Origin of the sequence: Anaerobutyricum hallii (genome assembly GCF_900209925.1) — a bacterium.
GTDB lineage: Bacteria > Bacillota > Clostridia > Lachnospirales > Lachnospiraceae > Anaerobutyricum > Anaerobutyricum soehngenii.
Map to the genome: position 1 here is coordinate 1,356,234 of NZ_LT907978.1, position 19,218 is coordinate 1,375,451.

The 19,218-nt window shown below is 36.6% G+C and carries 15 protein-coding genes and 1 pseudogene; all 16 read left to right on the top strand.

Annotation, left to right across the window (positions count from 1 at the left end; translation table 11 throughout):
• Positions 1-64 precede the first annotated feature (64 nt).
• On the top strand, positions 65-1,219 hold the full coding sequence (locus tag EHLA_RS06265; RefSeq protein ID WP_096239812.1) for an FprA family A-type flavoprotein: 1,155 nt from the start codon (positions 65-67) through the stop codon (positions 1,217-1,219).
• Between the two features lie 210 nt (positions 1,220-1,429).
• A pseudogene (locus EHLA_RS16070) lies at positions 1,430-1,576 on the top strand (ribose-5-phosphate isomerase); the annotation flags it as partial.
• A gap of 65 nt (positions 1,577-1,641) precedes the next feature.
• Complete coding sequence (locus tag EHLA_RS06270) at positions 1,642-2,478, top strand: Gfo/Idh/MocA family protein (RefSeq protein WP_096239814.1); 837 nt, start codon at positions 1,642-1,644, stop codon at positions 2,476-2,478.
• Between the two features lie 106 nt (positions 2,479-2,584).
• The gene (locus EHLA_RS06275) at positions 2,585-3,952 is read left to right on the top strand and encodes an MATE family efflux transporter (protein ID WP_096239816.1); all 1,368 of its coding nucleotides are present in this window, start codon (positions 2,585-2,587) and stop codon (positions 3,950-3,952) included.
• 172 nt (positions 3,953-4,124) lie between these two features.
• A complete protein-coding gene (eno, locus tag EHLA_RS06280) occupies positions 4,125-5,414 on the top strand; it encodes a phosphopyruvate hydratase (RefSeq protein WP_096239818.1) in 1,290 nt (429 codons plus the stop codon).
• A gap of 207 nt (positions 5,415-5,621) precedes the next feature.
• On the top strand, positions 5,622-6,092 hold the full coding sequence (locus tag EHLA_RS06285; protein ID WP_096239820.1) for an LURP-one-related/scramblase family protein: 471 nt from the start codon (positions 5,622-5,624) through the stop codon (positions 6,090-6,092).
• A gap of 15 nt (positions 6,093-6,107) precedes the next feature.
• The gene (locus EHLA_RS06290; protein ID WP_154581214.1) at positions 6,108-6,905 is read left to right on the top strand and encodes an SDR family NAD(P)-dependent oxidoreductase; all 798 of its coding nucleotides are present in this window, start codon (positions 6,108-6,110) and stop codon (positions 6,903-6,905) included.
• Positions 6,906-6,988: 83 nt separating this feature from the next.
• Positions 6,989-8,392: a Trk system potassium transporter TrkA gene (gene trkA, locus EHLA_RS06295; protein WP_096239824.1), complete on the top strand. Its 1,404-nt coding sequence runs from the start codon at positions 6,989-6,991 to the stop codon at positions 8,390-8,392.
• Positions 8,393-8,407: 15 nt separating this feature from the next.
• Positions 8,408-9,886, top strand: coding sequence for a TrkH family potassium uptake protein (locus tag EHLA_RS06300; RefSeq protein WP_096239826.1), 1,479 nt, complete (start codon positions 8,408-8,410; stop codon positions 9,884-9,886).
• Positions 9,887-10,491: 605 nt separating this feature from the next.
• Positions 10,492-10,701: a FeoA family protein gene (locus EHLA_RS06305; RefSeq protein ID WP_096239828.1), complete on the top strand. Its 210-nt coding sequence runs from the start codon at positions 10,492-10,494 to the stop codon at positions 10,699-10,701.
• A gap of 53 nt (positions 10,702-10,754) precedes the next feature.
• Positions 10,755-10,976, top strand: coding sequence for a FeoA family protein (locus EHLA_RS06310; RefSeq protein ID WP_096239829.1), 222 nt, complete (start codon positions 10,755-10,757; stop codon positions 10,974-10,976).
• A 156-nt stretch (positions 10,977-11,132) separates the two neighbouring features.
• Positions 11,133-13,325 carry a ferrous iron transport protein B gene (gene feoB / locus EHLA_RS06315; RefSeq protein ID WP_096239830.1) on the top strand — a complete coding sequence of 731 codons (2,193 nt, stop codon included), beginning with the start codon at positions 11,133-11,135 and terminating at the stop codon, positions 13,323-13,325.
• Between the two features lie 135 nt (positions 13,326-13,460).
• A complete protein-coding gene (locus tag EHLA_RS06320; protein ID WP_021907018.1) occupies positions 13,461-13,631 on the top strand; it encodes a FeoB-associated Cys-rich membrane protein in 171 nt (56 codons plus the stop codon).
• Between the two features lie 77 nt (positions 13,632-13,708).
• Entirely contained in the window at positions 13,709-14,179 is a 471-nt protein-coding gene (locus tag EHLA_RS06325; RefSeq protein WP_021907019.1) for a transcriptional repressor, read from the top strand.
• Positions 14,180-14,427: 248 nt separating this feature from the next.
• Positions 14,428-16,995, top strand: a complete 2,568-nt coding sequence (locus EHLA_RS06330) for a YhgE/Pip domain-containing protein (RefSeq protein WP_096239831.1) — start codon at positions 14,428-14,430, stop codon at positions 16,993-16,995.
• Entirely contained in the window at positions 16,995-19,175 is a 2,181-nt protein-coding gene (locus tag EHLA_RS06335) for a YhgE/Pip domain-containing protein (protein ID WP_096239833.1), read from the top strand. The genes EHLA_RS06330 and EHLA_RS06335 overlap by 1 nt, the downstream gene beginning before the upstream one ends.
• Positions 19,176-19,218 lie beyond the last annotated feature (43 nt).

Sequence of the window (19,218 nt, forward strand, 5' to 3'; positions counted from 1 at the left end):
AGACTCCCACCTCTTTCAGGCGGCAGCTCGACTTGAAAATAATCAAAAAATATGAGGTGATTATATGTTTAAAGTTACAGAAGATATCATTTATGTTGGTGTGAATGACCATGAAGTAGATTTATTTGAAGGACAGTACGATGTACCAAATGGTATGTCTTATAATTCCTGTGTTGTTCTTGATGAAAAAGTAGCTGTATTTGATACAGTAGATGCTCATTTTAAGGATGAATGGCTTGCAAATCTTGAAGAGGCTTTTTCCGGAAGAACACCGGATTATCTGATCGTACAGCATATGGAACCAGACCATGCAGCCAATATTGCAAATTTTGCAGAAAAATATCCAGAAGCAAAAATTGTTGGAAATGCAAAGACATTCCCTATGATGAAACAGTTTTTTGGTACAGACTTTGCTGACCGCCAGATTGTCGTAAAAGAAGGAGAGACATTAAGTACAGGTAAACATAACCTTACTTTTGTAATGGCTCCAATGGTACATTGGCCTGAAGTTATGATGACTTATGATACAACAGATAAGATTTTCTTCTCTGCAGATGCCTTCGGTAAGTTTGGAGCATTAGACGTAGAAGAAGAATGGGACTGTGAAGCACGTCGTTATTATATTGGTATTGTTGGAAAGTATGGACCAATGGTACAGAAGTTATTTGCTAAAGTTGGATCTCTTGAGATCAAGGCAATCTGTCCGTTACATGGTCCTGTTTTAACAGAGAATTTAGGACATTACCTGAATCTTTACACTATCTGGTCTTCTTATCAGGTAGAAACAGAAGGAACAGTCATCGCATATACTTCTGTTTACGGTAATACAAAGAAAGCAGTAGAACTCTTAGCAGAGAAATTAACAGAAGAAGGCTGCCCAAAAGTTGTTGTTACTGATCTTGCAAGAGATGATATGGCCGAAGCAGTAGAAGATGCCTTCCGCTACGGAAAGTTAATTCTTGCAACAACAACATATAATGGAGACATCTTCCCATTTATGAAGGAATTTATTAATCATTTAACAGAGAGAAGCTATCAGAATCGTAAAATAGGTTTTGTAGAAAACGGAAGCTGGGCGCCAATGGCAGCTAAGATTATGAAAGCAGCTTTTGAAAAGAGTAAGAATATTACTTTTGCAGACACAACAGTAACGGTTCGTTCTGCAGTAAATGAAGAAAGTGAAGCACAGATCGCAGCACTTGCAAAAGAAATGAAATAATAATTTGATTTATCTGAAAAACGGATGAAAATAAAAACTCGAACTTATAACAGATGTAAAGAGAGTCGCAACATGGAAAGGTATGTTTGATATTTTTACCTGCTCCGATATTATATCTGCCATAAGTTCGAGTTTTTATCTTTTGTTTGTACTATATTTTTAAATTTGGTTATTGTTCTTTGTGTACAGGCATAGGTAGAAAAACTTGGTGGAAAGGCAGTAATGCGAAAGAGCGGTGCAAAGGCAGGCTTTGTTATCAGTGATAATGGAAATTACATAATGGATACTGATTTTTCTGATGTAGCTGCATTTGTTCTTTGTGTATGTGAGGATGAAGTAAAAGTCATCGAAAAATAATAAGATATTAAGTATTAGAGAGCGTTTGAAAAAGTGTTTTATATAGAAAGGAAGTCGATTATATAATGAAAAAGTTAAACTGGGGAATGCTTGGAACAGGCTGGATCGCTCATGAAATGGGTGAGGCATTACAGCGTGTGAATGGTGAAATCTATGCCTGCTGTGCAAGAAGTATAGAAAGTGCAGAAAAATATGCTAAAGAATTTGGTGTAAAGCATGTTTACGGCAGTGTGGATGAGATGCTTGCCGATGAAAATATTGATATCGTCTATATTGCGACACCACATAATTCTCATTATGAATTTTTAATGAAGGCATTACAAAGTGGAAAGCACGTTTTTTGTGAGAAGGCAATTACAGTGAATGATACACAGCTTGAGGAGGCAGTAAAGCTTGCGGCAGAGAAGAAGCTTGTTATCTGTGACGGCATGACTTTATATCATATGCCGATATTTAAGAAGCTGAAAGAGATTGTGGACAGTGGTAAGCTAGGACCGGTCAAGATGATTCAGGTAAACTTTGGAAGTTGTAAGGAATATGATGTGACAAATCGTTTCTTTTCTAAAGAATTAGCAGGAGGAGCTTTACTTGATATCGGTGTGTATGCGACAAGCTTTGTAAGATTTTTTATGAAGAGCAAACCGGATACAATTCTTACAACTGCTAATTATTTTGAAACAGGAGTAGATGAGACTTCAGGAATCATTCTTCGAAATCCAGATGGACATACAGAAACCATCGAAGCAGGAGAAACTGCATACGCATTGGATTATGAAGTAGAAGATATGCAGAATTATGTTTTAAACGGTGGAAGTGAAGAATATCTCACTTACAGCCGCGACGTAATGAGTGTGTTAACAGATATTAGAAAGCAGTGGGGAATGATTTATCCTTTTGAATAAAAAAAAGAACAAAAAAGGGGTGCAGGGAATCTTGCATCCCTTTTTGTATCGCAGTATAATAAAAAATTACGTAAAAAATTTTAAATAATGAAGGAACAGTATATAAATGACAGAATTAATAAAACAGAAAAAACAAATACCGGAAAGATTATATAGTAACCGAAAGTTAGCAGCATTATTAATTCCACTGGCATTAGATCAGCTTTTGAATTCTTTTATGGGAACGATTGATACATTAGTTGTTAGTAATCTTGGTTCTGCAGCGATTTCTGCGGTATCATTGGTTGATGCAATTAATATTTTAATTGTGCAGGCATTCTTTGCACTTGCTTCTGGTGGAACCGTAGTGTGTTCTCATTATCTTGGATGTAAAAATGAAAAAAGTGCAAAAGAAGCAGCAAGGCAGCTTGTATTTATTACGTTATTATTATCGGTGATCATTGCCGGAGTTTGTCTTGTATTTAATCAGCAGCTTTTGCATTTGATTTTTGGAAAAGTAGAAAAAGATGTTATGGCGGGAGCAAAGCAGTATTTCTTTTATTCGGTGCTGTCTTATCCGTTTATCGCATTGTATAATGATGGCTCCTGTATTTTAAGAGCACAGAATAACAGCAGGTTCCCCATGCAGATTTCTATAGCATCTAATTTTTTAAATGCATTTTTGGATGTCATATTTGTCTGGGTATTTCACTGGGGCGTTGCGGGTTCAGCAATTGCGACAGCAGGCTCCCGTTTCTTCAGCATGAGTATTGTATTATGGAAGCTTAGAAACCCTTCTCTTGAAATACCATTCAGAGATTACTTTTCTATTCGGCCAAATTGGAGAGAGATTAAAAAGATTTTAAATATCGGAATTCCTTCCGGTATCGAAAACAGTATGTTTCAGTTTGGAAAACTGGCAATCCAATCTACAGTTTCTATGATGGGGACAGCAGCAATCGCAGCCCAGGGAATGACAAATGTAATTGAAAATTTAAATGGAATCCTTGCGATTGGCATCGGAATCGGTCTGATGACCGTTGTAGGTGAAACTTTAGGAGCAGGAAAAAAAGAGGAAGCAGTCTATTATATAAAGAAGCTTTGTATTATTGCGGAGATAACTTTAGTGATATCCTGTCTTGTTTTCTATCTTTTGGTACGTTCAATCACGTATTTTGGAGGAATGGAACCAGAAAGCGCAAAGCTGTGTATTTACATGGTAACATGGATCAGTATTGTAAAACCGATTGTGTGGATTATGGCATTTATTCCGGCCTATGGCCTTCGTGCGGCAGGAGATGTAAAATTCTCTATGGCAGTCTCTGTACTTTCTATGTGGTTTTGCAGAGTAAGTCTTGTTATTTTTCTTGCAAGAGCATTTCATATGGGACCGATGGCAGTGTGGATTGGAATGTTTGTAGACTGGACTGTTCGAAATATAATCTTTACCATACGATTCCGAAGCCGGAAATGGTTAAATCACGAAGTGATATAAATGTTCTGTGAGAATTATTCTCATGTAAAAATGTTGACTTCTTCCAATGAGTTATGATATTCTTATAGAAGTTAGTAATCCCTAACTAAAATGTGAGATAATTCATGTGATACTCTATTCGTCCCATTGAGCCGGGACGAAAGAGGTCCATGGGAAAGGATTGACGTTAAAAATGTTACATTTAGAAATTGAAAAAGTAGTAGGTAGAGAGATTATTGATTCTAGAGGAAATCCGACAGTTGAGGCAGAAGTATATTTAGCAGGCGGAACAGTTGGTCGTGGTGCAGCCCCAAGCGGAGCTTCTACAGGAGAATTTGAGGCATTAGAGCTTAGAGATGGAAATAAAGACAGATTTGGAGGCAAAGGTGTTTCTAAAGCTGTAGAAAATATTAATACAACAATCAATAAGGCATTAAAGGGAATTGATGCATCCGATATTTATGCAGTAGACGGTGCAATGCTTGCAGCAGATGGTACAAAAGATAAATCCAATCTTGGAGCAAATGCTATTTTAGCAGTTTCTATTGCAGCAGTTCGTGCAGCAGCAACTGCATTACAGATTCCATTATATCGTTTGCTTGGTGGAGTGAATGGAAACAGACTTCCGGTGCCAATGATGAATATTTTAAATGGAGGTGCACATGCTGCAAACACTGTAGATGTACAGGAATTCATGATTATGCCAGCCGGAGCACCAAGCTTCAAAGAAGGACTCCGCTGGTGTACAGAAGTGTTCCACGCATTAGCAGCACTTTTAAAAGAAAGAGGATTGGCGACTTCTGTTGGTGATGAAGGTGGATTTGCACCGGATCTTGGAAGCGATGAAGAAGCAATAGAGTGCATACTCGAAGCAGTAAAGAGAGCTGGCTATAAGCCAGGAGATGACTTTGTATTAGCAATGGATGCCGCTTCTAGTGAATGGAAAAGTGGTACAAAGGGAGAATATCTCCTTCCAAAGAGCGGAAGAAAGTTCACGTCAAAAGAATTAATTGAACATTGGAAACATCTTTGCGAGAAATACCCAATTTATTCTATTGAAGATGGATTAGATGAAGAAGACTGGGAAGGATGGCAGCAGCTTACAAAAGAACTTGGAGGTAAAGTGCAGTTAGTTGGTGACGATTTATTTGTTACAAATACAGAAAGACTTTCTAAAGGAATTAAGCTTGGATGTGGTAACTCTATTCTCATTAAATTAAATCAGATTGGTTCTGTATCTGAGACACTTGAAGCAATCAAGATGGCTCACAATGCAGGATATACTGCAGTAACTTCTCATCGTTCCGGCGAGACAGAAGACACCACAATCGCAGACTTAGCGGTAGCTTTAAACACCTGCCAGATTAAAACAGGTGCGCCAAGCCGTAGTGAACGTGTCGCAAAATACAACCAGTTATTAAGAATCGAAGAACAGTTAGGCAGCGCCGCTGTTTATCCTGGAAAAGAAGCATTTCATTTATAATTTAAGCTTATTATTCAATTACATATGCCAAAATAGATAATAATAAGAAGTAAAAAAGCCATTTTGCCGATAGCAAAAATGTTATCCGGCAAGATGGCTTTTTTATATCAGATATACGATGCTTATATAAGAGTAGGCAACAAAAAAACAACGTGATATAATAAAATAATAGTATAATAAGCTAAGTAAAAACAGAGGTGATTGCTTATGAAATTTTTAATAAAGCAAAGAGTATTTTCCTGGTCAGATACCTTTGATATTTATGATGAGTATGAAAACAAGAAGTACTTTGTCCAGGCAGAATTTTTATCATTAGGGCATCGTCTGCATGTATATGATATGAATGGGAAAGAGGTAGGACTGATCAAGGAGAAAGTTCTTACTTTTTTGCCAGAGTTTGAAGTAATGATAGGCAGGCATTCCTGCGGTATTATAAAGAAGAAGTTTACTTTTTTTCATCCACAGTATGAACTAGATTATAATGGCTGGCATGTAGAGGGAGATTTTCTTTCCTGGAATTATGATGTATATGAGGCATGCAGTGCGGTTATACATATTACAAAGGAGCCATGGCATTGGGGAGACACTTATGTAATTGATTTTCTTGAACCAAAGGACGAATTAATGGGGTTAATGCTTGTTCTTGCAATTGATGCGGCTAATTGTACGAATAATTAAAAGAGAGGGATTAGAATGATAAAGGGAAAAAAGATTGCAATAGTTACAGGGGCAACAGGTGGATTGGGACGGGAATTTGTCCGTCTTCTCTTAAAAGAAAAAAATGTTGACGAAATATGGGCTTTAGCTCGAAATGAAAAGAAACTTAGTCGTTTGAAAGAAAAGTTTGGTAAAAGGATTAAAATATATTCTATTGATCTCTCCAGTGTCCGCCAGATAAAATGTTTTGGAGAGGAGCTGCATGAGGAAGCCGGGCGGAAGAATCTGGAGATTTCCTATCTTGTTAATAATGCTGGTTTTGCAAAGTTTTGTTCTTATGGGGATTTAAGTGTTGAAGAATCTTTGAACATGATGCATGTGAATATGGATGCTGTTGTGGCGATGGGACTTGTCTGTATCCCTTATATGAAAAAAGGAAGTCATATGATTAATATTGCGTCTCAGGCATCCTTTCAGCCACTTCCGTATCAGAACATATATAGCTCTACAAAGTCCTTTGTAAGAAATTATTCAAGAGCGTTAAATGTGGAATTAAAAGAGAAAGGGATCTGTGTTACAGCAGTATGTCCCGGCTGGATAAAAACAGATTTATATAAGAGAGCGGAAATTGGAGCAAGGAAAGCAACAACGAAGTATGTAGGTATGGTCACGCCGGATAAGGTAGCAAAAAAAGCTTTAAAAGATGCGAAAAAATGTAAAGATATTTCCATCTACAGTCTTTTTACAAAAATCTCACATATAGCTGCAAAGCTTCTCCCACAGCGTATGATGATGAAAATTTGGCTGAAACAGCAGAATCTGGATGATGAATAGTCATATTGTAAATGATGCTATTTACAAATCACCAATATCTGCTATAATGAGAAGGCTATGTTGAAAACACAGGAGGAAGAAATATGTTTGGTTTTATGAACTCTGGAAAGAGTAAGCCAGTGAAAAAAGGATTGAAGATTATCATAGTAGGTTGTGGTAAGGTTGGAACAACATTAGTGGAGCAGCTTAGCAAAGAGGGACATGATATTATCATTATTGACAAGAATGCGAAAAAGGTTCAGGAAATTGCGAATATGTATGATATCATGGGTATTGTAGGCAATGGTGCCAGTTATAGTGTACAGATGGATGCAGGAATCGAAGAAACGGATCTGATCATTTCCGTTACAGAATCTGATGAATTGAATCTGCTTTGCTGTACTGTTGCAAAGCAGGTTGGTGATTGTGCGGCAATTGCCAGAGTACGTACACCGGATTACAGTAAAGAAGCGGGATATCTTCGTGAAAAACTGGGTCTCGCGATGATTATTAATCCAGAACTTGAAGCAGCCAGGGAAGCAGCAAGAATTTTATTCCTTCCATCTGCTCTTGAGGTAAACTCCTTTGCACATGGACAGGCAGAACTAATTAAGTTTGCTATTCCAGAGGGCAATATATTAGATGGTATTGAAATTGCAGAACTTCGTGCAAAGATACATACGAATATTCTTGTATGTGGAGTAGAGAGAGACGGCGAAGTATACATTCCTGGTGGTGATTTTATTTTACAAAGAGGGGATGTGATTTCAGTTGTTGCATCCAGAAAGCTTGCGAGAGAATTCCTTTCTCACATTGGATTTGAGACAAAACAGGTAAAGAATACGATGATCATCGGTGGAGGAAAGGCAGCCTATTATCTGGCTAAGAATCTTTTAGATGTGGGAATTGACGTAAAAATTATAGAGAACAATAAAGAACGCTGTGAGGAATTATCGGTTCTTCTTCCGAAAGCAATCATTATTAATGGAGATGGAACAGACCAGGAATTATTAAAAGAAGAGGGGCTTTCCTATGTTGAATCTTTTGTTCCATTAACAGGAATTGATGAGGAGAATATTCTTTTAACTCTCCACACAAGACAGGTTTCTAAGGCAAAGGTGATTACAAAGATTAATCGTATCAATTTTAAGGATGTCATTGCTAAGTTAGATCTTGGAAGTGTTATTTATCCAAGATACATTACATCGGAGGCAATTATTGCTTACGTTCGTGCAAGACGTGCTTCCCTTGACAGTAATATTGAGACTTTATATCATATGTTTGACCATCGTGTCGAGGCAATTGAATTTAGAGTGTATGAAGAATCTGAAATTACCAATATTCCTTTAAAGGATCTGGCATTGAAGAAAGATTTGCTTCTTTGCTTTATTAATCGAAACGGAAAGATTATTCTTCCAAATGGTCAGGATTCCATACAGGTAGGTGATACGGTAATGGTTGTAACGACACATACGGGATTTAATGATTTGAAAGATATTTTAGCGTAAGGTACGGAGGAAGATATGAACAGTTCGATTATTCGTTTTGTATTAGGCTATGTATTAAAGGTGGAGGCAGTATTGATGCTTCTTCCTTGTATTGTCGCTGTGCTTTATCAGGAACGTACAGGATTTGCCTATCTGCTTGTTGCGGCAATCGCTATGACATTAGGAACATTAATGACAATAAGAAGACCGAAAAATCATGTATTTTATTTAAAAGAAGGCTGTGTGGCAACGGCACTTAGCTGGATTTTCTTAAGTTTTTTTGGTGCATTACCTTTTTGGATTTCTGGAGAAATTCCTTCTTTGGTCGATGCATTATTTGAGACAGTTTCCGGTTTTACTACGACAGGTTCCAGTATATTATCGGATGTTGAAGCATTGTCACATTGTGCTCTGTTTTGGCGGAGTTTTACACACTGGATTGGAGGTATGGGAGTTCTTGTATTTTTGTTAGCGGTAATACCACTTAGTGGAGGATCTCATATTAATTTAATGCGTGCGGAGAGTCCGGGACCTTCTGTAGGAAAGCTTGTACCAAAGATAAAGTATACAGCACAGATTCTTTATGTCATTTATTTAGGTATGACAGTGGTAGAGATTATCCTTCTGCTGATTAGTAGAATGCCGGTTTTCGATGCGATCACGTTATCTTTTGGAACAGCCGGAACCGGAGGCTTTGGTATAAAAGGAGATAGTATTGCCAGTTATACCGCATTGCAGCAGTGGATCATCACGATATTTATGATTCTTTTTGGTGTAAACTTTAATGCATATTATCTGATTTTATTTAGAAAGTTTAAAAAAGCACTTCAAATGGAAGAGGTAAAAGCTTATTTTGGTATTATTTTTGTCTCTACAGCTATTATAACGGGAAGTCTTGTTATGGGAAATATGCAATTTGCAGATGCTCTTCGCCATGCTGCATTTCAGGTGGGATCCATTATTACCACAACAGGATATGCTACAATAAATTTTGATGCCTGGTCACAGACCTGCCGTACGATATTAGTACTGTTGATGTTTGTTGGAGCCTGCGCCGGAAGTACCGGCGGTGGTATGAAAGTGTCCCGTTTTATTGTTATGGTAAAAACAATGACGAAAGAGTTAAACTCTTATATTCATCCAAAAAGTGTTAAAAAGATTAAGATGGATGGTAAACCGATCGAACACGAAGTAGTACGTTCTATTAACGTATATTTGATTACATTTATGATTATTTTTGTTGTCTCCGTTTTTGCCATATCCTTTGAAGGACATGATCTTGTAACGAACTTTACAGCTGTAGCGGCGACAATTAACAATATTGGACCGGGACTTTCTATGGTTGGACCAGATTGTAACTTTGGATTTTTTAGTGATTTTTCCAAGCTTGTTATTATATTTGATATGCTTGCAGGACGTTTGGAATTATTCCCACTGCTTATATTATTCCATCCGGCAATCTGGAAGGAACTCTTCACACAGAAGATCACAATGAGAAAAAAATTAAAATTCTGATTAACTAAAGAAACGAAAAGCAGAAACTTTATATAAAATAAAATGTGAAGATAGTCGCGGCATAGAAAATGCCTGACCGGCATTTTTATTTGCTCCGACATCACATTTTATTTTATATAAAGTTTCTGCTTTTCTGTTCTTTGGCTCCAGATGGTATCAGGATTTTGTGTGGGAAAATAAGGGGTTTCCCCAGAAGTGAGTATCTTTCTACTGAATTGCATTGAGGTTTCTAAAGAAAAGAGAATTTTTATAAGTTTGATTTTATTTCGTTGCGTCAAACACTTCATTTTGCCTCAAAAAACGGAAACTTCAGAAGAAATGTGTCAGTCTTTTAGACTTTAGTTTCTCGAAAATCCTTAAACTTCTGGAGAATCCCCATTCTCACTAACTATGGATTTAGAGTAGTCAGAAAAAGAAAACATATGTTTTCTTTTTTCGCCTGCACCAAATCTACAAATCAATATTGTTGATAATATTTCTCAATAAATATATTGACTTCTAATTATAATTAGGGTATACTAACCTGCGTAGAAAAGAAATTCATACAGACGCACTGGGTATTTCGGTGCTGTCGGGAAATTTGCTTTAGAAAAGGAGATGATTATATGCCACTGTCGATGGTGAGAGCAGGAGAACCTAACGTTATTAAAAAAGTAGGAGGTAAATCAGAAACGAAAAAGTTTCTTGAAAATCTCGGTTTTGTCGTTGGCGGTCTTGTGACTGTAGTATCGGAAATCAATGGCAGTCTCATTGTGAATGTCAAAGATTCCAGAGTTGCTATCGGAAGAGATATGGCTAACAAAATTCTTGTTTAAGGCAGGTTTTTTGTTCCGATGAATAAGTATGAATAAAAAGGGAGAATAAAGACATGAAAACATTAAAAGAAGTCGCTGTTGGTCAGACAGTAACAGTGAAGAAGCTTACGGGTGCCGGTCCTGTAAAGCGTCGTATCATGGATATGGGAATTACAAAAGGTGTTGAAATTTATGTAAGAAAAGTTGCTCCTTTAGGTGATCCTGTAGAAGTAACGGTAAGAGGATATGAATTATCTTTAAGAAGAGCAGATGCAGAAATGATCGAGGTAGAATAGCTCCTCTTTTTTTTGCCCTGCAAGTTAGTAAATGCTAATGAGTATTAGTAAATACATTATTATGTTAGCTTAAACATTTTAAAATAAGCAACTATAAACTTTAGTTTTGTCTTAAAAACATTAGTAAGCTTAGAATTTGAGGAAAAGGAGAAAAAAATGTCAGTAAAAATTGCATTAGCAGGTAATCCAAACTGCGGTAAAACGACATTATTTAATGCCCTGACAGGTTCTAACCAGTTTGTTGGTAACTGGCCAGGTGTTACTGTAGAGAAAAAGGAAGGAAAGTTAAAGGGACATAAAGATGTTGTCATTATGGACTTACCGGGTATCTATTCCCTTTCTCCATATACATTAGAGGAGGTAGTTGCAAGAAATTACCTTATTGGAGAAAGACCAGATGCGATCATCAATATCGTAGATGGTACGAATATCGAGCGTAACCTGTACTTATCTACACAGATTATGGAGCTTGGTATTCCGGTAATCATGGCAATCAATATGATGGATCTTTTAGAAAAGTCTGGGGAGAAGATTGATATTGCAAAGCTTGGTAAGGATCTTGGATGTGAAGTTGTTGAGATTTCCGCATTAAAAGGAACCGGAATTAAAAAAGCAGCAGAGAAAGCAGTTGCATTAGCACGTTCTAAACAATCTGCACAGGTTGTACATAGTTTTGATAAAAAGGTAGAAGATGCTATTTCTGTTGTAAAAGAGATGTTAGGTTCTCAGGTTCCGGAAGAACAGAAGCGTTTTTTTGCAATCAAGCTTCTTGAAAGAGATGATAAGATTGTAGAACAGCTTAGTACAGTTCCAGATGTGTCTAATGAGATCAATGCTCTTGAGGATGCATTTGATGATGATACAGAAAGTATTATTACAAATGAAAGATATGTATATATTTCTTCTGTAGTAGCAGATAGTTGCAAGAAGAACGGAGCGAAGAAGCTTACAACATCTGATAAGATTGACCGTATTGTAACAAACCGTTGGCTTGCACTTCCGATTTTTGCGGTTGTTATGTTCGTTGTGTATTATGTATCGGTATCTACGGTAGGTGACTGGGCAACGACTTGGGCAAATGATGGAGTGTTTGGTGACGGATGGCATCTCTTTGGTATTAAGTCTCTTTTCATCCCTAGTGTTCCTAGCATTATAGAAGGTGCTTTAAATGCTGTTGGGTGTGCAGATTGGTTATCAGGATTAATCCTTGATGGTATTGTTGCCGGTGTTGGTGCGGTACTTGGTTTTGTACCTCAGATGCTCGTATTATTTATATTCCTTGCATTCTTAGAGTCTTGTGGTTACATGGCCAGAGTTGCATTCATCATGGACAGAATTTTCCGTAAATTTGGTCTTTCTGGTAAATCCTTCATCCCAATGTTAATTGGTACAGGATGTGGTGTTCCTGGTGTTATGGCTTCAAGAACGATTGAGAATGACCGCGATCGAAAAATGACGATCATGACAACTACATTCATTCCTTGTGGAGCAAAACTTCCAATTATCGCATTAATTGCGGGAGCACTTTTTAATGGAGCATGGTGGGTTGCACCAAGCGCATATTTTGTTGGTATTGCAGCAATCATTTGCTCTGGTATTATTTTAAAGAAAACAAAAATGTTTGCAGGAGAGCCTGCACCGTTTGTTATGGAACTTCCAGCTTATCATATGCCAACTGTTTCTAACGTATTAAGAAGTATGTGGGAAAGAGCATGGTCTTTCATCAAAAAAGCAGGAACAATCATTCTTTTATCTACAATCATCTTATGGTTCCTTATGAACTTTGGATGGGTTGACGGAAACTTTGGAATGCTTGAGGCAGAACAGTTAAATGACAGTATTTTAGCAACTATCGGTAATGTAATTGCTCCAATCTTTGCACCTCTTGGATGGGGAGACTGGAAGATGGCAGTAGCAGCCGTTACTGGATTAATCGCAAAAGAGAACGTAGTAGGTACATTCGGTATTCTCTTCGGATTTGCAGAAGTTGCAGAAGATGGTAGTGAATTCTGGGGACAGCTTGCAAACAGCCTTCCGGCAGTAGCAGCATATTCTTTCTTAGTGTTTAACTTACTTTGTGCTCCTTGTTTTGCAGCGATGGGTGCAATTAAGAGAGAAATGAACAATACAAAGTGGTTCCTCTTTGCGATTGGATACCAGTGCTTACTTGCTTACGTTGTAAGTCTTTGTATTTTCCAGATTGGTACATTAATTACAGCAGGTACATTTGGAATTGGTACAGTAATAGCCTTTGCACTCATTATCGGATTCCTTTATCTTCTGTTTAGACCGTACAAAGAAAGTAATACATTAAATGTAAATGTTAAGAACGTTATAAAAGCAAGATAGTGAAATAAGATGATTAAAAATGATGTATCTATCCGGGATGATAGGGTATAATCAGTTTCGGATAGATGCAGCAATATATATTGATACTTAGTTAGATTATTTTAGTAAAATCGTTATAGAAAGGATGTGTGGCAGATGGGAACAATAATTGTAGGACTGATACTCGTTTTGATCGTTGCGCTGATTATTCGAAGTATGGTGAAGGATAAAAAAAGTGGAAAGTCACTTCAATGTGGAGGAAACTGCTCACACTGTGCAGGACATTGCTCTGCCCCTGTGAACACTCCTTCTAACAAAAATGAATAACCATTTAGATTATTTTCTATTAGATTTAGATAAAGAACAGATAAAGTTAAAGAACAGATAAAGAAAGAAGTGTGGATATGCTGCAAAAATCCAATCAGAATCTTCCGATTAACGATGTGGGAATTCACAGAACACAGATGCAGAAAGATATGATATTGCAAAAGTTAAAAGAGAGTGGCTGTCGGATTACCAGACAGAGAAAGATGCTTTTAGATGTGATTTTGAATGAGGACTGTTCTAGTTGTAAAGAAATTTATTATAAAGCATCCATGAAAGATTCCGGAATCGGAACAGCTACAGTATACCGCATGATTAATATTCTAGAAGAAATCGGTGCATTAAGCCGTAAAAATATGTATAAGATTGCATGTGGTCCTGAATGTGAAGTAAAGAATGCCTGTGTGATTGAATTTGACGATGATACGATTATTGAACTTTCAGGAAAGAGCTGGAATCAGGTAGTACAATTGGGACTAAGAGCCTGTGGTTACTCCAGTGGACACAAGATAAAAAGTGTAACAGCGAAGTCCTGTGAATTTTCCTGTTAAAAAATATAGCAGAGATTCCTTTGTGATATGGAATCCCTGCTATATTTTTGTTTTGCAGAAACTTGTGTTCCTGTAAATAAAAAACGCTCTGCGAGGATGAATTACAAAAAACAGAAAATTCTGGTCTCTTGTTTTTTGGTTATTATGAATAAAAAATAATGACTAATCGTCATTTTTTAAAGTAGATTTTTGAATTGTTTTTTGATATACTTTTATACGTTAAAAGATTTATAACAGGAGGATAGTCGATGAAGAAGGCATTTCAGATTTTCAGACGGGACATAAAACGACTTTTTCATAATAGAGCAGCACTTTTGATCGTAGTGGGAGTATGTATACTCCCTTCTCTTTATGCCTGGTTTAATATTGCAGCGAATATGGATCCGTATGTGAATACGGCGGGAATTAAAATAGCAATTGTAAATGAAGACAGTGGGGCAGATAATGAAAAGCTGTCATTGAATGCGGGTAATACCATTGCAAGTAATTTAAAAGAGAATGATAAGCTGGGATGGACGTTTGTTGCACGTCAAGAGGCAATAAAGGGTGTAAAGTCAGGGGAATATTATGCAGCGATCATAATTCCGGAAGATTTCAGCAGCTCCCTGCTTAGTGTTTTATCTGGAAAAATAGAAGCTCCTCAGTTGGATTATTATATTAATGAGAAAAAGAACGCAATAGCCCCAAAGTTTACGGATACGGGGGCAACAACTGTACAGCAGGAGATTAATGATACATTTTCTTCTGTAGCAGCGCAGACTATTTCAGAAATTGTGCAGGGTTCGGCAAAAGATCTGACAGGCGATGTGAATCAATTAAACATTAAGATGGATAGTAATCTTGCAGAAGTAAAGAAAAATATTGCGCAATATCAGAAAGTGTTGAAGAATTTCCAGAATACAACAGAACAATCGTCTTCTTTAATCAATGATACAGTAAAAACATTAGATGAAGTAAAAACTGCAGCAAATTCCGGAAATAAAGCATTATCGGATACCTCCTCTCTTTTGCAAAAAAGCAGATCATATGCAGGAGATTTTTCCAGTACATTTAGTGAGAATCTTTCAGATGGAAAAACAGTCTTTGGAGACATTTATCAATCGGTTTCAGAACAATTAGGTGATTTTGAAGCGAAAGCCGGAAAGGCAGATACAACGATAAAAAGCGGCATTGATTCGATTGAAGATTTAACAGAGAAAAATGCGCAGATTTTAAATCACCTTTCAGAATTAAATACAAACTTAAATGGGGATGATCAGCTTTTAACGACAGTGAATGAAGAAATTTCTAAATTACAAAAGCAGAATGCTTCTTTGCAGGAATTACTTACTTCTTTAAAATCTAGAAGCGCCAGACTGGAAAGCGCATTAAAAACGGCAAAAGATACAACAAAAGAGTTAAAAACATTATCCTCTAAAAATAAAAAAGCATTAAATCAATATACAGATCGTTTGAATGAGACAATTTTACCAGGTATCAATAATTCACTGGATAGTCTTTCGGCATTAAGTGGAACATTATCGTCTACCTTATTAAATATTTCACCAACAATTGACCAGATGAAGTTAATTTTAAAACAATTGGGCGCTAGTTTAACGGACACATCCTCTGCACTTACGGATACAAGTAGGGTTTTGGTGACACTTGATAAAGAACTTGGAAATATTAGTTCAGATTTAAAAGCATTACAAAGTTCGGATGCTTATGAAAAAATACTTTCTTTAAGAGGTCTTGATGCGGATTCTATTTCTGACTTTATGTCTTCTCCGGTAGAAATTAAGTCAGAGACAATGTATTCTGTAAAAAATTATGGTTCAGGTATGACACCGTTTTATACGAATCTTGCCTTATGGGTTGGTGGTTTGATTCTTGTTTCTATTTTTAAACAGGAAGTGGATAAAGATGATGAAGTGCATCATTTTAGCCCGACGAGTGCGTATATGGGACGATGGCTGTTATATGCTGCGGTAGGACTTGTTCAGGGATGCATCGTATGTATTGGGGACATTATATTATTGGGAGTGCAATGCGTTCATCCGCTTTTATTTATCATTGCGGGTATGTTTTGTTCTTTTGTATATGTCAGTTTAATTTATGCGATGGCGATTACGTTAAAGCATATAGGAAAAGCACTTTGTGTTCTTTTTATTATTCTGCAGATTCCAGGTTCTTCCGGAACATTTCCAATAGAAATGACTCCAGGATTTTTCCAGGTTCTGCATCCGTTACTTCCGTTTACTTATGGAATTAATGCAATGAGAGAATGTATTGCTGGAATGTACAGTAACTACTATATAAAGAATCTGCTGATTCTGGCAATATTTATACCGATTGCTTTTTTTATTGGACTTGTGCTTCGCCCGCTGCTTATGAATCTCAACCATTTATTTGATAAAAAACTTGCAGAGACAGATTTAATGTTATGTGAAACAGAAACAGGTGTAAATGAAAAAGGAAATCTTTCTGTAATGTTAAAAGTTCTTATGCGGGACGAAGAGCTAAAGGAAGAATTTGTAAATAGTGCCGTTAAATTTGAAAAACGATATCCGGTAATGATTCGAAGTGGATTTTTATGTATGTTGATTATTCCTCTTGTTTTTCTGATTTTGATGTTTAGCTTGAATTCCAAACTGGTATTTTTAATCCTTTGGATCACTTCTTTAGTAATACTTTGCCTTTATTTGATCTGTCTGGAATATTTTCATGATAAAATGATAAAACAGCTTGCGCTTACCGGCTTATCACCGGAAGAATTATTAGAAAGAATGAAAGAGAAAAAGAAAGAGATAAAACAGGAAAAAGAGGAAGAGGAATAATGAAAAATATAGGGGCCATTTTTAAAGGCGATGTAAAACGTATCCGAAAGAATGTCATTGCAATGATTGTTATTGTCGGTATTACTGTTGTTCCCTCTCTTTATGCCTGGTTTAATATTGCGGCGAGCTGGAATCCTTATGAAAATACAGGGGGATTAAAGGTTGCGGTTGCTACAGTGGATGAAGGATACGAAGGAGACTTGATTTCTGTTAATTTAAATCTTGGAGAACAGGTTATTTCTGCATTACATGAAAATACACAGTTAGACTGGATTTTCACAACAAAAAAGAAAGCAGTGAACGGCGTGAAATCCGGTAAGTATTACGCTGCTATTGTCATTCCGAAAGAGTTTAGTAAAAATATGATGAGTGTTTTTACAGAGGATGTACAAAAACCGCAGATTATGTACTATTCTAATGCAAAAGAAAATGCGATTGCACCAAAGGTTACAGATAAGGGAGCGACAGCGATACAGACGCAGATAAATGAAGTTTTTATAAAAACAATATCTAATGTTGCTCTGACAGCATTGCAGACGGTTTCAAGTGCGGCTGATAAAACAGGAACAGAAACAATTACTTCGAATTTGATTACAAATCTGAAACGTATTACTTCTGATTTGTCTGCATCGGCAAGTACCCTGCAGACATTTTCTGGTATGGTGGAGTCTGCGCAGAAATTATTAGAAACAACATCAAAGTATCTTGAACAGTCTAAAATGCAGTCAAAGCAAAGCTTGACTTCTCTGGAAAATACAAAATCCTCTTTATCCGGTGTGAAGAAAACAATATCCGGGGCAACAAATGGCATTAATGAAGCTTTGTCTGCCGGAAGTTCTTTTTATGATGATGCATCAGAGCTTATTGATGATGCTTTTAAATCGCAGGCAAAAGATGCAGATAAAGTAGCAGATATAATGGAGACATTATCCGAAAAAATGGATAATATTGCAGCATCCTATAGTTCTTTAGGAAAAAGTATTTCTGCGCTGGGAACAGATCATCCAGAATTATCTTCTTATACAGGAGAAGTTGTTGCCAAAATAAATGAGTCGGTTGCAATTCAGAAACAATTAAGTGAAAGTTTAGCAGCAAATGCGGATGAACTTCGTAACTCTTCAGAAAATATACAAAGTGGGAAAGAAGACATTGATTCGTTATTAAAGGATAGTAAAAAGAGTTTATCTGAGGTACAGTCTAAGTATGAAGATAATCTGAAAGACAGCATTGAAGATTTATCCTCTTCTTTAAATAATACAGGAACAGATGTTGACGGATTACTGAAAAAGTTAGATACAGGAACAGATAAGGTCAGTAAGACCGCTGAAAATGCAGCAGATGATCTTACAGATATAAAAGCAGCAATAACTACTTCTTGTGATCTTTTGAATCGATCAGCAAAACAGATAAAAAAACTTACAGATAAACTTACAAAGCTTCAAGATGTCGGCAATTTATCTGATATAAAGTCATTGCTATCAGATAATACAGAAGACATTTCTACATTTTTATCTGCACCGGTTTCTTTAAATACAACGAAGTTATATCCAATAGAAAATTATGGTTCTTCTATGGCACCATTTTATTCTACGCTTTCTATATGGGTAGGAGGAATCGTGCTGGTTGCTATGTTAAAAGTTGGTGTTTCAGAAGCCGCTGTGGAGGGACTTAAAAAAGTAAAGAATTATCAGATATATCTTGGACGTTATATTATTTTTCTCATTGTAGGATTATTGCAAAGTACGCTGATTTGTCTTGGTGATTTGTTTTATCTTGGGATTCAGTGTAAACATCCATTTCTCTTTATGCTGGCAGGCTGGTTTAGCAGTATTGTGTATGTAAATATTATATATACTTTGACCGTATCCTTTGGCGATATTGGAAAAGCGGTATCGGTTATTCTTCTTGTTATACAGGTTGCGGGTTCTGGAGGTACCTTTCCGATAGAAGTAGCACCGGCATTTTTCAAGGCAGTATATCCATTGCTTCCTTTTGTGCATAGCATGAGAGCGATTCGAGAGACGATAGGGGGAATGTACGGTATGACGTATTGGACTTCTCTTGGTAAAATGAGCATTTTCCTGATACTTTCTCTTATACTTGGATTGGTACTTAGAAAACCGATCATAAAATTAAATGATGCATTTATGGAAAAATTAGAAGACACGCATCTGATTTAAAATATAAAAATATCCTGGACATGTTACAAAGTTGAAAAAATTT

Coding starts and splice junctions, on each gene's coding strand:
- EHLA_RS06265 (WP_096239812.1), top strand. CDS start 65: ATGTTTAAAGTTACAGAAGATATCATTTATGTTGGTGTGAATGACCAT.
- EHLA_RS06270 (WP_096239814.1), top strand. CDS start 1,642: ATGAAAAAGTTAAACTGGGGAATGCTTGGAACAGGCTGGATCGCTCAT.
- EHLA_RS06275 (WP_096239816.1), top strand. CDS start 2,585: ATGACAGAATTAATAAAACAGAAAAAACAAATACCGGAAAGATTATAT.
- eno (WP_096239818.1), top strand. CDS start 4,125: ATGTTACATTTAGAAATTGAAAAAGTAGTAGGTAGAGAGATTATTGAT.
- EHLA_RS06285 (WP_096239820.1), top strand. CDS start 5,622: ATGAAATTTTTAATAAAGCAAAGAGTATTTTCCTGGTCAGATACCTTT.
- EHLA_RS06290 (WP_154581214.1), top strand. CDS start 6,108: ATGATAAAGGGAAAAAAGATTGCAATAGTTACAGGGGCAACAGGTGGA.
- trkA (WP_096239824.1), top strand. CDS start 6,989: ATGTTTGGTTTTATGAACTCTGGAAAGAGTAAGCCAGTGAAAAAAGGA.
- EHLA_RS06300 (WP_096239826.1), top strand. CDS start 8,408: ATGAACAGTTCGATTATTCGTTTTGTATTAGGCTATGTATTAAAGGTG.
- EHLA_RS06305 (WP_096239828.1), top strand. CDS start 10,492: ATGCCACTGTCGATGGTGAGAGCAGGAGAACCTAACGTTATTAAAAAA.
- EHLA_RS06310 (WP_096239829.1), top strand. CDS start 10,755: ATGAAAACATTAAAAGAAGTCGCTGTTGGTCAGACAGTAACAGTGAAG.
- feoB (WP_096239830.1), top strand. CDS start 11,133: ATGTCAGTAAAAATTGCATTAGCAGGTAATCCAAACTGCGGTAAAACG.
- EHLA_RS06320 (WP_021907018.1), top strand. CDS start 13,461: ATGGGAACAATAATTGTAGGACTGATACTCGTTTTGATCGTTGCGCTG.
- EHLA_RS06325 (WP_021907019.1), top strand. CDS start 13,709: ATGCTGCAAAAATCCAATCAGAATCTTCCGATTAACGATGTGGGAATT.
- EHLA_RS06330 (WP_096239831.1), top strand. CDS start 14,428: ATGAAGAAGGCATTTCAGATTTTCAGACGGGACATAAAACGACTTTTT.
- EHLA_RS06335 (WP_096239833.1), top strand. CDS start 16,995: ATGAAAAATATAGGGGCCATTTTTAAAGGCGATGTAAAACGTATCCGA.